Raw genomic sequence first — 13,711 nt, 5'->3', positions numbered from 1 at the left:
ATGGGTTCGTGAAAAAAGAGCCTGACATGTTTGTAGGCCTAGATCTTGGCACCTCAAAGGTGTCAGTAGTCGTTGCGGAGCGTGATAGTCGTTCCGACGAGGCCCAGATAATAGGTGTTGGACAGGCTCCCTCCGCAGGAATAAGAAAGGGCATGATAGTGAACCTCGAACAGGCGGTATTGTCGGTCCGTCGAGCCTTGAAAGAGGCGGAAACCATGGTGGGCTTTCCCCTGGACGAGGTTACAGTGGCTTTCAGCGGGGTGGAAATAGACAGTGTCGTCTCTCATGGCATGGTTTCTTTGGGGAGAACCCCTAGGCAAATAGATTTGGACGATGTGGAGAGGGTAATAGAGACAGCTCAAAGCGAGCTCGCCGTGTCCTCCAATCGGTGTGTCCTTCACACTATACCGGTTAAATATTCCATCGATGGAAACACCGGAATAGACGATCCTCTGGGTATGACGGGAATAAGGCTCGAAATTGAGCTACAGTCGGTGGTGGTCTCTACCACAGCGCTTCAAAACGTGGTAAATTGTGTCGAGAGGGCTGGGGTCGCTGTCACCGGTCTGGTCGTTAAGCCATTAGTGGCGGCCTTAGGGGCTCTGTCGACGGAGGAAAGGACCGCCGGGGCTGTGGTGATTTCCATCGGAGGAGGGACCACAGGGGTAGCTATCTTTATAGACGGTCGACCTGTAAAACTCTCGGTTATTCCCATAGGTGGCGACCATATAACCAACGACTTGGCCTATGTCGCTAAAATACCTATAAGCGTCGCAGAGGAGCTTAAAAAAAGGTTATCCTTGGAGCCTTCCTCCGACGATGAGGAGTTTGAGATCGTTATAAGGGGCAAGACCAAAGTTTTGCCTGCCGATGCCCTGATTGAGGTTATCTCCTGCCGAATGGAGGAATTATTTTCTCATCACGTAAGATCGATCTTGGATGGCATGAACTATCACGCTTTCCCGTCAGGTATAATAATAACAGGAGGGGTCGCTCTAACCGAGGGGTTGGAGGGTTTTGTCTCCGACGTAATGGGGTTGCCGGTCAGGGTGGGTATTCCAGTGGTGTCTCATCAGATGCCTCCAGGCGTTAGTTCCTGCCAGTATGCTTCTTTGGCGGGTATAGTACGATACTTAGTCGAGAAAGATCGCCACAGATACAGATATATGGAGACCCCTATAGACGTTCTTCGTGGGGGAGGATATGTTTCCATCAGGGGTAAAACACCTCGTCGTCTCCCTAAAGGTGAAGACGTCACAGGGGTTTTTGACTCCATAAAACGGGCCTTTAAAGATTTGTTTTAGAAAAGCCAGCTGCGGGGAGGTCGTAATATGGACATGAACGGAGTCTTTAAAATAAACCCTGAGACAAGCCCTCACAGGGAGGTTATAAAGGTAATAGGCGTCGGTGGCGGAGGGGGCAACGCTTTAAACAATATCATTCGTAGTGGCGTTACTGGAGTGGAATTTTTGGCGGTTAATACCGATATGGCTTCCCTGAGTCTATCTGAAGCTCCTACTCGTCTGATATTAGGAAAAGAGCTCACAAAGGGGCACGGTGCTGGTGCCGATCCTCAAATAGGACATGGGGCGGCTAAAGAGTCTTTTGACGAGCTAAAAGAGGTCCTCGTCGGGGCGGATATGGTTTTTTTGACCGCAGGAATGGGTGGAGGAACCGGAACAGGAGCTAGCCCTGTTATCGCTGAAATAGCCAAAGAGACCGGTGCTCTCGTCGTCGCTGTGGTGACGACCCCGTTTTTCTGGGAGGGCAAAAGACGTAGGGATCAGGCTGAGCTTGGCATAAAAACCCTGCAGGAAAAGGTCGATGCTCTCATCGTTATAGAAAACGATAAACTCATGGAAATATCCGACAAAAACACCGTTTTAACCGATGCCTTCCGTATGGCCGATGACGTCTTACGTCAGGCGGTTCAAGGTGTCACCGATTTGATTTTGCGACCTGCCCTCGTTAACGTCGACTTTGCTGACGTGCGGTCGGTCATGCAGAACGCCGGATCGGCCATCATGGGTATAGGAGAGGGACGAGGGGACACCAGAGCGGTTATGGCTGCTCAAGCCGCTATAAACAGCCCTCTTATGTCCATTCCGATGGCTGGAGCTAAAGGGGTTCTCTTTAACATCACCGGCGGTGCAGATGTAGGTATATTCGAGATCCATGAAGCGGCCAGAATCATAAACGAGGCTTCCGATGAAGATGCCAATATCATCTGGGGTAGTGCTGTCGATCCAGAGATGGAGGATCGTATTCGGATAACCGTAATCGCTACAGGCTTTTCCGATTATGGGTCTATTAAGCAAAAAGAAAAGCCTTTCGGTGGAGCAAAGACTCTTACGCCGGTTAAAAAGGATAAAAAAAGCACAGGGGTCAAGCTAGAGCCTACTGATCTCTCTCAGGATGATGATACCCCTGATATGTTCGAGCTTCCCGGATTGCCTAAGGACTCCTACGATGTTCCCTCGTACATAAGAAAAGTCCGTAAAGGACGAGAGAAATAGACTCGGATCGTTTGCGGGACTGGGCCGAAAGGTTCTGTCCCGCTTCTTTTTAAGGGAGTTGTTATTGTGTCTAGATCATCAAATAGAAGAAAAAAACAATTATTTCCTTTTGGTTACCTTATGATTCCTCTTATAGGTATCATAGGGGTAGGTTTGCTCTTCTGGGGAGGAAAATTGTTTTTTATGCCTAAACCTGAAAGTCCTTCTTTAGACTACGTCGAGCAAAATGCCTCGCCGGTTTTAGGTAAGGTTACAAACGTAGAGGTTATCGAGGAAGATGTACCAGAGGAGGGTGTAGTGGCGGTTCCTATCGTAGTTGATCCTAAACGTCCTCACGTGTCCCAACCTGAGATGGTTCAGCCGTCGTCCCAAAAGCCTCAGAAAAATCCATCTCAGGCTACTCGTCCACCCACCGCAAAAACTCCCTCGACAGCACCAAACCCTACGGGAACTAGCTGGTTGGTTCAGATCGGTTCTTTCAAGCAAAAATCCATGGCGGACTCTCTGGCTTCCGAGGTTAGATCGAAAGGTTTTAAGGTTACCGTCGGTCGAGGAAATGTCGACGGAGTTGTTTACTACAGGGTTTTAATACCCGGTGGAAACAACAGGCCTGAGGCTCAATCGCTTGGGGAAAAACTGAGCTCCATGGGATATCCCTACTTTATTTTTCCAAGAAAATAGAGGGGCTTGCGTATGGGAAATTATAAGGTAAAAAAACTTGTAGTAGTAACAGGAATGTCTGGAAGTGGAAAATCAAGTATGCTGAACATACTTGAGGATCAAGGTCTATTTGCTGTTGACAATATACCTGTGGCTTTACTGCCTCAGCTCCTTGATCTACTGGAATCACACGAGTCGGCCGTAGCTAACGGGGTCGTTGTCGTCGTAGATGTCAGGAGTAGGGAGCTTCTAGGTGGTTTTGTCTCCATGGCCTCTAAGCTGAAAGAGGAGATGGAGGATTTTTCCGTGGTTTTTCTCGATGCGTCGGACGACGCTCTTGTGCAACGTTTTAATTTAACTAAACGAAGTCATCCTCTAGGGGACCATCTTTCAATTTTAGAGGGAATAATTAAGGAACGGGCTCTCCTTGATCCCGTTAGAGAGCTTGCTGATAAGGTCATAGACAGTACTGGTCTCGATCTTAAAGGTTTTAGAACAAAGGTCTTTGAGGGTATTGGTTCCTGTGAAGCTAAACTATCGGTGATTCTTTCCTCCTTTGGCTTTAAGCACGGTATTCCTCATGACAGTGACTATGTAGTCGACGTGAGATTTTTGCCTAACCCTTACTATAGTCCTGAGTTAAGAAATAAAACCGGTGAAGACGGAGATGTTCAGACTTATATTAGAGATAAGTTTGAGGACATAGATATCTTCTTGGCTAAATTGCTTGATTTGCTGGTTTTTTTGATTCCTAAATATAAAAAGGTTGGCAAAGGAAATGTCCATATCACTATCGGTTGCACCGGGGGGAGACATCGCTCGGTTTCCGTTGTGGAATGGCTAAAGGATAAGCTGAAGAATGACGGAATATCCGTGATGGTTAGGCATAGAGATATCGGTATGTCATGAACGGATTGACCCTATGAGAAGCTTATGGCCTTTTCTATTTGGGGTTATCGTCGGTGTAGGAGCTTCCTTGCTTTCCAGTAAAAGAGGTTTATCCAGCAGTGGCAGGAGGTCTGCACTGATAGACGAGGATCCCCACCTGTCGTCCGGGCCCTATATCGTCGCTATCGGGGGAGGTACCGGTCTTTCGTCTTTTTTGGTGGGATTAAAGAGCTTTACCAAGAATATAACAGCCATAGTGACCGTTACCGACGAAGGAGGTAGCTCAGGCAGGCTAACTAGGGACTGGGGATTACTTCCGCCAGGGGATATACGAAACTGCATAGTGGCTTTAAGCGAAAACGATGATGATTTTAAAAAAATAATGGATTTTAGATTTGACAAAGGAGATCTTTCCGGTCATAGCTTGGGAAATTTAGTATTATTGGCTGCTACTGAAGTTTACGGTGATTTTATGATAGCCGTCGAAAGGGTCAATCGCCTTCTCTCTATGAGAGGCAGGGTTTTGCCTATCTCGTCGGAGACGATGGTACTTTTTGCTGAAGCCTCTGATGGAGAGATGTTAAGAGGAGAACTGGCTATTTCCAGCAGAGGTAAGGACCTAAGGAATATTTGGCTGGAGCCTAAAGGAATAAAGCCTGTTAACGAGGCTATTCACTCTCTTTTGAACGCCGATGTGATCGTCTTAGGACCAGGTAGTCTTTTCACCAGCGTAATACCTAATTTACTTGTGGATGATTTCAGAGAAAAACTCTATAATACAACCATCCCGGTTATTTATATCGCTAATCTGATGACCCAACCTGGAGAGACGGAAGGAATGTCTACCTTGGATCATTTAGATTGGTTGGATAAGATAGTGGGACGTTTGCCGGACTTCGTCGTTGTTAACGATCAAAGGATCCCCGATGAACTTTTAGATCGCTACACAGCCGATGGAGCGGTACCTCTTGGGCTTGACGAAGAAGAGGAGACGTCCCTGTCTAAACGGGGGTGCGGCGTGATAAGGGGTAATTTTCTGAGAATATCCTCGGTAAACGGATCCACCGTCGTTCGACACGATGGTCGGAGGGTCTCTGAGGCTATATTGTCTTTTCTGGGGTCAGATCTGAGGTGACCGATATTGGAGCCTTTAACCGACTCCCTTTGGGATGAATGGGTTGTTTCCCCTGTTTTGGATGCTATATCAGCTGAGTCGGAACTGTCGGGAATCGTATCTTGCTTGCGAAGGAAAAACTGTTCTAATGGGAATGTGCAGCTTTATTCCAGGCGATTGTGGATATTCGGTCGTATAAGAAGGCTGTGGCCTAAAACCAGATGGAGCTTACAAGTGGACATAGGTGATATACTTAAAGTCCCCAGAAGACATCGGGGGAGTGTTTCGATCAGTTTACCTCACCATATCCTTCTTTCGATTGAGTCGAAGGAGCACGAAAGATCGTTTCTTCGCTGGTCCTGGATAAGAGGGGTTTTTGGCGTAACAGGAGCGCTATATCAACCTAAAAGAGGTTATTATTTTCTTTTTAGGGTTTTAAGTAAGGGAATTCTTTCCGGTCTTTTGGATCACCTAGATAAAAATCATATATGCCCTTCCTGTCGTTTGGTTGGAGATACGACGGAGGTCATAGTGAGAGATCAATCTCAGATAGTCGATTTATTCAACGGAATGGGTCTTTCTGAGGTTGCCCTCAGGCTCGAGGAAAGGGCCATCGTCAGATCTATAAGGGATCAGGCTAACAGAGTTGTAAACTGTGATGCCTCAAACATAAGAAAATCGGTGCATGCCGCTAGACGGCAGCTTAAGGTAGCAGCTTTTTTGATGGAAAAGGGATGTATCGATGAGCTAAGCTCCGAGCTGATGGAGCTGATTTCCCTCAGACTAGCCAATCCCAGCGTGAGTTTAAAAGAATTAGGTTGCAACTTGGCTGTGCCAGTTACAAAGAGTACCGTGACTTATAGATGGAAAAAGCTCACCGCCATAGCTGAATCTCAGGGATTTTCCCTGGAATAGTGTGTTGTACAACTAAACTAAGGAGGAGATTTAATGTCTAAGATCAAAGTCGCTATAAACGGTTTTGGCCGCATAGGAAGGCTTATGCTTAGAGCCCTTTACGAGTACGACAAAGAAGGTCTTATAGATATAGTCGCCACAAACAGTCGTTCTACCTCGGAACAGAGGGCTTATCTTTTTAAGTACGATTCCGTCCATCGTCGCTATAATGGCGAGGTTTCCTTCGACGATGAAAACATAATCGTAGACGGCAAGAAGATCAGAACCCTCCAGCATTCTGCCCCAGAGCAGTTTAACTGGGGAGAGTTAGGGATAGACATAGTAATAGAGGCCTCCGGTAAGTATACCGATACCGCTAAGGCACAGGCTCACCTGGACGCTGGGGCAAAGAAAGTCGTTATAACCGCCCCTGGAACGGGGGATGGCCTTGGAACTTTCGTTATGGGGGTAAACGAAGATAGCTACGATCCTTCAACCCATAACGTTATATCTAACGCCTCCTGCACCACTAACTGCCTTGCCCCGATCGCCAAGGTGATAAACGACGAGTTCGGAATAGTAAAAGGACTCATGACCACCGTACACGCCTATACAGGGGATCAGAGCACCGTGGATTCCTCCCACAAAAAGTTCCACAGGGGGCGAGCAGCTGCTGTATCTATGGTCCCCTCTTCGACAGGAGCGGCTAAAGCGGTAGGTCTTGTTATCCCCGAGTTAAAGGGTAAGTTGAGCGGAATGGCCCTTAGGGTGCCTACCCCTAACGTGTCGGTGGTTGACCTTGTGGTAGAGCTGTCCAAGGCAGCTACAAAAGAGGAGATCAACGAAGCGGTAAGGCTTCACGCCGAGGGAGCTATGGCTCCCTACATAGGTTATGAGACCGACGACTGTGTGTCTATGGACTTCGTCCACGACGATCGTTCCTCTATCTTTGCCGCTAGGCATACTATGGTCGTTGATAATATGGTCAAGGTTTTGGCTTGGTACGACAACGAATGGGGATATTCCTGCCGTTGTCTCGATCTCATAAACTACATCGTCCGGAAGGGGCTGTAGTAGGTGGAGCTTCGTCCTATCGACTATAGTGATCTTCATGGCAAAAAAGTCCTTGTGAGGGTGGATTTTAACGTTCCTCTCAAAAATGGATCGGTTTCCGACGACACCAGAATAAAAGCCCACAAGGAGACCGTAGAGGCACTTAAGAACGCTGGGGCTATAGTGGCCCTAGTCTCCCACCTGGGACGTCCTAAGGGCAAACCTAATCAGGAATATTCCCTTAAACAGTTGGTCCCTGCGGTGGAGTCGGTTTTAGGGCCCATTTCCTTTGTCGAGGACTGTATAGGCGACTTGGTGGCTGAAGCTGTGACAAAAGCTCAGCCTGGGGATCTTCTGCTGCTGGAGAACACCAGGTTTCACCCTGGGGAGGAAAAAAACGACGAAGATTTGTCCAAGAAGATGGCCTCTCCTTTTGACCTGTTTGTACTGGACGCCTTCAGCGCCGCTCACAGAGCCCACTGTTCGACCGTAGGGGTTCAAAGCCTCCTTCCGTCCTATGGAGGTAAGCTGCTTAGCGACGAGATATCTTCCCTCTCTCAGGTGAGAGATAACCCTGAGAGGCCCTTTACCCTTATACTTGGGGGAGCCAAGGTCTCCGATAAAATTGGGGTTATAGAGAATCTCATGGATAAAGTCTCGTCTATAGTCATCGGTGGGGGAATGGCTTTCACTTTTTTAAAGGTGAAAGGCGGCTCTGTAGGCAACTCCTTAGTCGACGAGGGGAACCTGACCTTCGCAAAGGAGATGCTTGACAAGGCGAAAAACTCGAATGTATCGGTTTTCCTTCCTGTTGATGTAGTGGCAGCGCCTTCCCCTGACTCCTCGGGATCCGATTCTATGGTGGTCCCTTCGGACGATATACCTGAAGGGATGATGGGGTTGGATATAGGACCGGAGACCGTATCACAGTTCTCCAAAGCGATTGAAGGTTCTAGGACGATCCTGTGGAACGGTCCGTCGGGGGTTTTTGAAAATCCGGCATTTTCATCTGGAACTCTTGGGATATGTCAGGCGGTAGCGTTGGAGACCGAAAGAGGAGCCTTTTCCGTCGTAGGCGGTGGAGATACCGCAGCTGCCGTTGGCTCTATGGAATTCGCTGATAGAGTTTCCCACGTTTCTACTGGAGGCGGTGCCAGTCTCGAGTTCTGCGAGGGTAAACTTTTGCCTGGAGTAGCTCCTCTCGTAGTGAAATAAGGCGTAAAACATGAGAAAAATACATCTTTTTGGTAACTGGAAGATGAACATGCTCTCCCAGGAAACGGACAGTTTTTTTACTATCCTGGCTGAGAGGTTGACCCAATCCCCTGATCTCTGTTTGGCCGTTTTCCCCCCTTCCGTCTATCTAGAGAGATCTCGTAGGTCGATCGTGGAGCTTGGGATAGCCGATAAGGTCTCCCTAGGGGTTCAGAACGTCTACCACGAGGACAAAGGTGCCTTTACAGGGGAGATATCCCCCTCTATGGCCCTGGATCTAGGGGCCTCCTATGCAATACTAGGTCATAGCGAGAGACGCTCCCTCTTCGGAGAGACATCGGAGTTCGTCGGCAGAAAGGTTTCATTCTGTTTCCAGAAAGGACTCAGACCTGTTCTCTGCGTAGGTGAGACCTTAGAGGACCGAGACAAAGGCCTAGCCTGGTCGGTGGTCGAAGAGCAGTTGTCAAAAGGGCTTTTGGATCTCAGCGACCCCTCCGGCCTTCTTGTAGCCTATGAACCGGTTTGGGCTATAGGGACTGGCCGATCGGCGTCTAAAGAGGATGCTCAGGGAATGTGCTGTGATATAAGAAACTGGTTGGCTAAAAAATATGACGTTAGGGATATCCCAGTTCTCTACGGCGGCAGTGTAAAGCCCGAGAACGCCGGAGAGTTCTTCTCCACGGAGGATATAGACGGAGCCCTGGTTGGAGGGGCATCTTTAAATCCAAAATCATTTCTTGATATGATTCCTTAAATAAAGATCCGGGATTCTAGAATCCCGGATCTTTATTTAAGACCTAAAAGCAACATAGTAATTATTATAGGACATCTATATTGAAAATAGAAAAACGAACAAAGATATGCTATACTCACAAACGTCATTCTCAGGGCGGGGCGAAATTCCCCACCGGCGGTGAACCGACTGTGATCGGTAAGCCCGCGAGCTTCATCCACGAAGCTGATCTGGTTAGAATCCAGAGCCGACGGTTACAGTCCGGAAGAGAGAGGGTGAACCACCACAGAGATACATTCCCTTCCCTTTTGCTTTGATGCCGAGGATGACGAACTTATCCCTCGGGAGGTCCTTTCATGTTACCTACACCAGATAAAAAATTTTTTAGTTGATATGGTCTCATTTCCTATAGGGGAGGGGGGGCCCTGAGCTGTTGGCTGAACATAAAAATATGCATACAAAAGCGGAGGCAGACGGCCGCCCCCGCTAGGTATGGTCTATTTCGTGGATATCCTGATCTCTCCGTCCTCCGCCGAGACGATTACCGTCATTTTTTCCTCGTTCTTCGATATGAGCTCTCTCGCTATTTTGCTTTCCAGAGCGTGAGATATATATCTCTTGAGAGGTCTTGCTCCATAGGCAGGGTCGTAACCGTCGGAGGCTATTTTATCTATGGCCTGTTCGGTTATCTGAAGTTCAACCCCACGGGACGCAAGTCTTGAGGTGAGGTCCTTCAAAAGAAGACCTACGATGCTTCGAACCTGTCTCAGCGAGAGAGGTGAGAATATGACTATGTCGTCCACTCTGTTCAGAAACTCCGGTCGGAAGTGTCCTCTCAGCTGGGCCATTACTGAAGCCTTTGTCTCCGATGGGATTGATCCCTCTTCGGTTAGTTCGTCCAAAAGACTGGCGGAGCCTATGTTACTGGTCATTATTATGACCGTATTCTTGAAGTCAACCGTCCTTCCGTGGCTATCGGTTATGCGACCATCGTCCAGGATCTGGAGCAGGACGTTAAAGACCTCCCTGTGGGCTTTCTCTATCTCGTCGAAAAGGACTACGCTGTAGGGTTTTCGCCTCACCGCTTCGGTCAACTGGCCTCCGTCGTCGTAGCCTACGTAGCCTGGAGGTGCTCCTATCAGCCTGGCCACCGAATGTTGTTCCATATACTCGCTCATATCGATACGGACTATATTGTCCTCGGTGTCGAAAAGGGCCTGAGCCAGGGCCTTCGCTAACTCCGTCTTTCCAACCCCTGTGGGGCCTAGGAATATAAAAGATCCTATCGGTTTTGTGGGGTCCTTTATTCCAGCCCTGGCCCTCATCACGGCGTCGGTGACAAGCTCTACTGCCTCGTCCTGGCCTACCACTCTCTGGTGGAGTATGTCGTCCAGTCTGAGGAGTTTTTCCCTTTCCCCCTCTACTAGACGGGATAGAGGGATGCCCGTCCATTTGGAGACGATCTCCGAGACCTCCTCCTCGGTGACCTCCTCTCTGAGGAGCCTTGAGCCCGATAGGTCCTCTATGGATTTTTCCCTCTCCACTAGCTCTTTTTGTAGGGAGGGAAGTTTTCCGTGTTTCAACTCGGCGGCTCGATTGAGGTCGTAGTTTCTCTCCGCCTCCTCGATTTCTCTGCCTATTTTCTCTATCTGCTCTCTGACGGAACGAAGGGATTTTATCCTTTCCTTTTCCATCTCGTACCGGGAATTTAAGACCTGGGCTTCCTCTTTGAGATCCTGGAGTTCTTTCTGAAGGTTTGAGAGTCTCTCAGCGGAGGCGTGATCGCTCTCTTTCATGAGGGCCGCTTCCTCGATTTCGAGTCTCATAAGCCTCCGCATAACCGAGTCAAGCTCCGAGGGCATAGAGTCGATCTCGGTCCTCAACATAGCGCAGGCCTCGTCTATGAGGTCGATTGCCTTATCAGGAAGAAATCTATCGGTTATATATCGGTCTGAAAGCTCGACCGAGGCCACAAGGGCACTGTCGGTTATCCTAACCCCGTGGTGGACCTGGAACCTTTCCCTGAGCCCCCGCAGTATTGATATGGCGTCCTCCACCGAAGGGGGATCGACGATTACAGGCTGAAAACGTCTCTCCAGTGCGGCGTCTTTCTCGATATAGCGGCGATATTCGTCCAAGGTAGTGGCTCCTATACAGTGAAGCTCACCACGGGCGAGCATAGGTTTTAACATGTTTCCGGCGTCCATGGAGCCCTCCGACTTGCCAGCTCCCACTATGGTGTGAAGCTCGTCGATAAAGAGGAGTATTCTGCCGTCGCTCTCTCTGACCTCGTTCAGGACGGCTTTGAGACGTTCCTCAAATTCACCTCGGAACTTAGCTCCGGCCAGAAGGGCCCCTATATCCAGGGCGAAAACGCTGTGGTCTTTAAGGCCATCAGGAACGTCCCCTTTTAGTATCCTCTGGGCCAGGCCCTCGGCTATGGCGGTCTTTCCTACTCCGGGCTCGCCGATCAGGACAGGATTGTTCTTCGTTTTCCTGGATAGAATCCTTATAACCCTGAGGATCTCCTCATCTCGACCTATAACCGGATCAAGCTTGCCTTTTTCCGCTTGGTCCACTAGGTCCACGCCGTATTTTTTGAGAGCTTCGTAGGTGACCTCTGGGGTAGCACTGCTTATTCTCTGGTTTCCTCTCATCGAGGCGAGAGTCTTCAGGTAGTTTGTTTTGTCGATGCCGCAGGAAACCAAAGTTTTCGCCACTTTGTCCGGCTCTCCTTCGATCATCGCTCCGAATATATGTTCTACCGATACGTATTCGTCTTTAAGCTCTTTGGCCCTCTCCTCGGCGGAGATAAGAAATCTTGATAACCTCTGGGATATATAGATTTTTTCTGGATCGTAGCCTCCTCCGGATATTTTTGGCCTTCTAGCTAGATCTTCCTCCAGGGCTGAGCGAAGTCCGGATTCAGCTATCCCCATTCTGCTCAAAATGGAGGGAACCAGGCCTTCTTCCTGGTTTAGTAGGGCTAGGAGAAGATGTTCTACGTCCACTTCCTGATGTCCGTATGCAATAGAGAGATCCCTGGCGGCTGACAGTGATTCCTGGGATTTGAGGGTCATTTTTTGTAGGTTCATATAGGACAGCTCCTTTCTGACCAATCTTGACGCTATTTTACAAGGTCAGCTTTGGTCAGTCAATGGCTCTGACAAAAAAAAGCGGCCGAAGCCGCTTTAAGGTCGCTATATTTTCCTTTTCCACTTGGTTCCCTGAGGGGTGTCCTCAAGGATGATACCCTTCGAGGCTAGCTGATCCCTTATGGCATCGGAGGTCGTAAAATCCTTGTTTGCCCTGGCTTCCAGTCTCCGTGCTATCAGAGCCTCTATCTCCGAATCGTCGCTTTCAGATTTTGAGTCGATTCTCAGTAGGCCCATTACTTCGTCTATGTCTTTAAAAAAGCGATCCACTTTGTCTATAACCCTTTTGTCCAGAGTATCGGAGTTCTTGAGGTATCCGTTGACGGTGGAGACGGCCTCGAAGACGTGTCCTAAGGCCCCTGCGGTGTTAAAGTCGTCGTCCATGGCGGAGATAAAATCCTCTCTGTGCTTTTCCATGAACTGGAGGATTATATCTACCTCTCCTGTGCTCTGCTGGCGGTTGGCTACGGCGTAGGTGAAGTCGCTCCAGCAGTTGTGAAGTCTCTCAAGGGCCGCCGCCGCCTGCTGTATGCCATCGGGACCGAAATTGACCGGAGATCTGTAGTGGGCACTCAGCATAAACATCCTTATGGCCATGGGAGAGTAGTGTTTTCTCGCCTCCCTTGCGGTCATGAAGTTGCCCAGAGATTTGGACATTTTTTCCTTGTCTATGAGTATATACTCGTTGTGGATCCAGTATTTGACGAAAGGCTCTCCTGTGGCGGCCTCCGCCTGGGCTATCTCGTTCTCATGGTGGGGGAATATGAGGTCCGTGCCGCCGGAGTGGACGTCCAGGGTGTTGCCCAGATATTTCATCGCCATGGCACTGCACTCTATGTGCCATCCCGGCCGTCCCGGTCCCCATGGGCTATCCCATGAGGGCTCGCCGGGCTTCTTGGCCTTCCAGAGCACGAAATCAAGGGGGTTTTTCTTGAAGCTGTTCACTTCAACCCTGGATCCCGACTGAAGTTCCTCCAGGTTCTGACCGGATAGTTTGCAGTAGCTCGGAAAGCTGGACACGTCGAAGTAAACGACCCCGTCCACTTCGTAGGCGTGGCCGGTGTCTTGTAACTTTTTAACCAAGGCTATTATCTCTTCGATATGTTCGGTGGCCCTGGGGTAGACCGTAGCCCTCTTTATTCCCAGGGCGTCGGCGTCCTCAAAATAGTCCGCTATGGTTTTGTCGGCCAGCTCAGCCATGGTTATGCCCATTTCGTTGGCACGGTTTATCATCTTGTCGTCCACGTCGGTGAAGTTCTGAACGAAGGTAACCTCGTAGCCGGAGAACTCCATGTATCGGCGCAGTACGTCGAATACGATGAAGGGACGGGCGTTTCCTATATGAAAGTAGTCGTAAACCGTTGGACCACAGCTATAAAAGCCCACTTTTCCCTCTTGAACGGGCACGAAGGGCTCCTTTTTTCTAGTTAAATCGTTGTACAGTGAGAGCATCGCTTTAAACCTCCATCTTTATCGATTAGGG

Annotated in this window: 11 protein-coding genes and 1 riboswitch; of the genes, 9 read left to right on the top strand and 2 right to left on the bottom strand. The window is 49.1% G+C overall.

The window, feature by feature from the left end; translation table 11 throughout:
* Positions 1-8: 8 nt before the first annotated feature.
* The 9 genes from ftsA to tpiA all read left to right on the top strand — a co-directional run bounded on the left by ftsA (position 9) and on the right by tpiA (position 9,094).
* On the top strand, positions 9-1,304 hold the full coding sequence (ftsA, locus tag B9Y55_RS00785; protein WP_085543447.1) for a cell division protein FtsA: 1,296 nt from the start codon (positions 9-11) through the stop codon (positions 1,302-1,304).
* A 27-nt stretch (positions 1,305-1,331) separates the two neighbouring features.
* Positions 1,332-2,516: a cell division protein FtsZ gene (ftsZ, locus tag B9Y55_RS00780; RefSeq protein ID WP_085543446.1), complete on the top strand. Its 1,185-nt coding sequence runs from the start codon at positions 1,332-1,334 to the stop codon at positions 2,514-2,516.
* Positions 2,517-2,699: 183 nt separating this feature from the next.
* Positions 2,700-3,197: an SPOR domain-containing protein gene (locus B9Y55_RS00775; RefSeq protein ID WP_159448175.1), complete on the top strand. Its 498-nt coding sequence runs from the start codon at positions 2,700-2,702 to the stop codon at positions 3,195-3,197.
* A 12-nt stretch (positions 3,198-3,209) separates the two neighbouring features.
* Positions 3,210-4,085 (top strand): RNase adapter RapZ, encoded by an 876-nt coding sequence (rapZ, locus tag B9Y55_RS00770; RefSeq protein ID WP_085543444.1) that lies wholly within the window; start codon positions 3,210-3,212, stop codon positions 4,083-4,085.
* Between the two features lie 13 nt (positions 4,086-4,098).
* Positions 4,099-5,199, top strand: coding sequence for a gluconeogenesis factor YvcK family protein (locus B9Y55_RS00765; protein ID WP_085543443.1), 1,101 nt, complete (start codon positions 4,099-4,101; stop codon positions 5,197-5,199).
* A 135-nt stretch (positions 5,200-5,334) separates the two neighbouring features.
* Positions 5,335-6,093: a DNA-binding protein WhiA gene (gene whiA, locus B9Y55_RS00760; RefSeq protein ID WP_327078424.1), complete on the top strand. Its 759-nt coding sequence runs from the start codon at positions 5,335-5,337 to the stop codon at positions 6,091-6,093.
* Positions 6,094-6,126: 33 nt separating this feature from the next.
* The gene (gap, locus tag B9Y55_RS00755) at positions 6,127-7,146 is read left to right on the top strand and encodes a type I glyceraldehyde-3-phosphate dehydrogenase (protein ID WP_085543441.1); all 1,020 of its coding nucleotides are present in this window, start codon (positions 6,127-6,129) and stop codon (positions 7,144-7,146) included.
* 3 nt (positions 7,147-7,149) lie between these two features.
* Positions 7,150-8,340: a phosphoglycerate kinase gene (locus B9Y55_RS00750; RefSeq protein ID WP_085543440.1), complete on the top strand. Its 1,191-nt coding sequence runs from the start codon at positions 7,150-7,152 to the stop codon at positions 8,338-8,340.
* Between the two features lie 10 nt (positions 8,341-8,350).
* The gene (gene tpiA, locus B9Y55_RS00745; RefSeq protein ID WP_085543439.1) at positions 8,351-9,094 is read left to right on the top strand and encodes a triose-phosphate isomerase; all 744 of its coding nucleotides are present in this window, start codon (positions 8,351-8,353) and stop codon (positions 9,092-9,094) included.
* Positions 9,095-9,216: 122 nt separating this feature from the next.
* Positions 9,217-9,354, top strand: a riboswitch (FMN riboswitch).
* Between the two features lie 216 nt (positions 9,355-9,570).
* Here the strand turns inward: tpiA and clpB are convergent.
* Both clpB and cysS read right to left on the bottom strand, forming a co-directional pair.
* Positions 9,571-12,168 (bottom strand): ATP-dependent chaperone ClpB, encoded by a 2,598-nt coding sequence (clpB, locus tag B9Y55_RS00740; RefSeq protein WP_085543438.1) that lies wholly within the window; start codon positions 12,166-12,168, stop codon positions 9,571-9,573.
* A gap of 105 nt (positions 12,169-12,273) precedes the next feature.
* Complete coding sequence (gene cysS, locus B9Y55_RS00735) at positions 12,274-13,680, bottom strand: cysteine--tRNA ligase (RefSeq protein WP_085543437.1); 1,407 nt, start codon at positions 13,678-13,680, stop codon at positions 12,274-12,276.
* Between the last annotated feature and the right edge of the window lie 31 nt (positions 13,681-13,711).

This window comes from Dethiosulfovibrio salsuginis (genome assembly GCF_900177735.1).
Classification (GTDB): Bacteria; Synergistota; Synergistia; order Synergistales; family Dethiosulfovibrionaceae; genus Dethiosulfovibrio; species Dethiosulfovibrio salsuginis.
This window is presented reverse-complemented; position numbering and strand designations above follow the sequence as displayed.

What these genes read in the sequence shown, in the direction of transcription:
- gap (WP_085543441.1), top strand. Translation starts at nt 6,127, where the DNA reads ATGTCTAAGATCAAAGTCGCTATAAACGGTTTTGGCCGCATAGGAAGG.
- B9Y55_RS00775 (WP_159448175.1), top strand. Translation starts at nt 2,700, where the DNA reads ATGCCTAAACCTGAAAGTCCTTCTTTAGACTACGTCGAGCAAAATGCC.
- rapZ (WP_085543444.1), top strand. Translation starts at nt 3,210, where the DNA reads ATGGGAAATTATAAGGTAAAAAAACTTGTAGTAGTAACAGGAATGTCT.
- ftsZ (WP_085543446.1), top strand. Translation starts at nt 1,332, where the DNA reads ATGGACATGAACGGAGTCTTTAAAATAAACCCTGAGACAAGCCCTCAC.
- B9Y55_RS00765 (WP_085543443.1), top strand. Translation starts at nt 4,099, where the DNA reads ATGAGAAGCTTATGGCCTTTTCTATTTGGGGTTATCGTCGGTGTAGGA.
- cysS (WP_085543437.1), bottom strand. Translation starts at nt 13,680, where the DNA reads ATGCTCTCACTGTACAACGATTTAACTAGAAAAAAGGAGCCCTTCGTG.
- tpiA (WP_085543439.1), top strand. Translation starts at nt 8,351, where the DNA reads ATGAGAAAAATACATCTTTTTGGTAACTGGAAGATGAACATGCTCTCC.
- clpB (WP_085543438.1), bottom strand. Translation starts at nt 12,168, where the DNA reads ATGAACCTACAAAAAATGACCCTCAAATCCCAGGAATCACTGTCAGCC.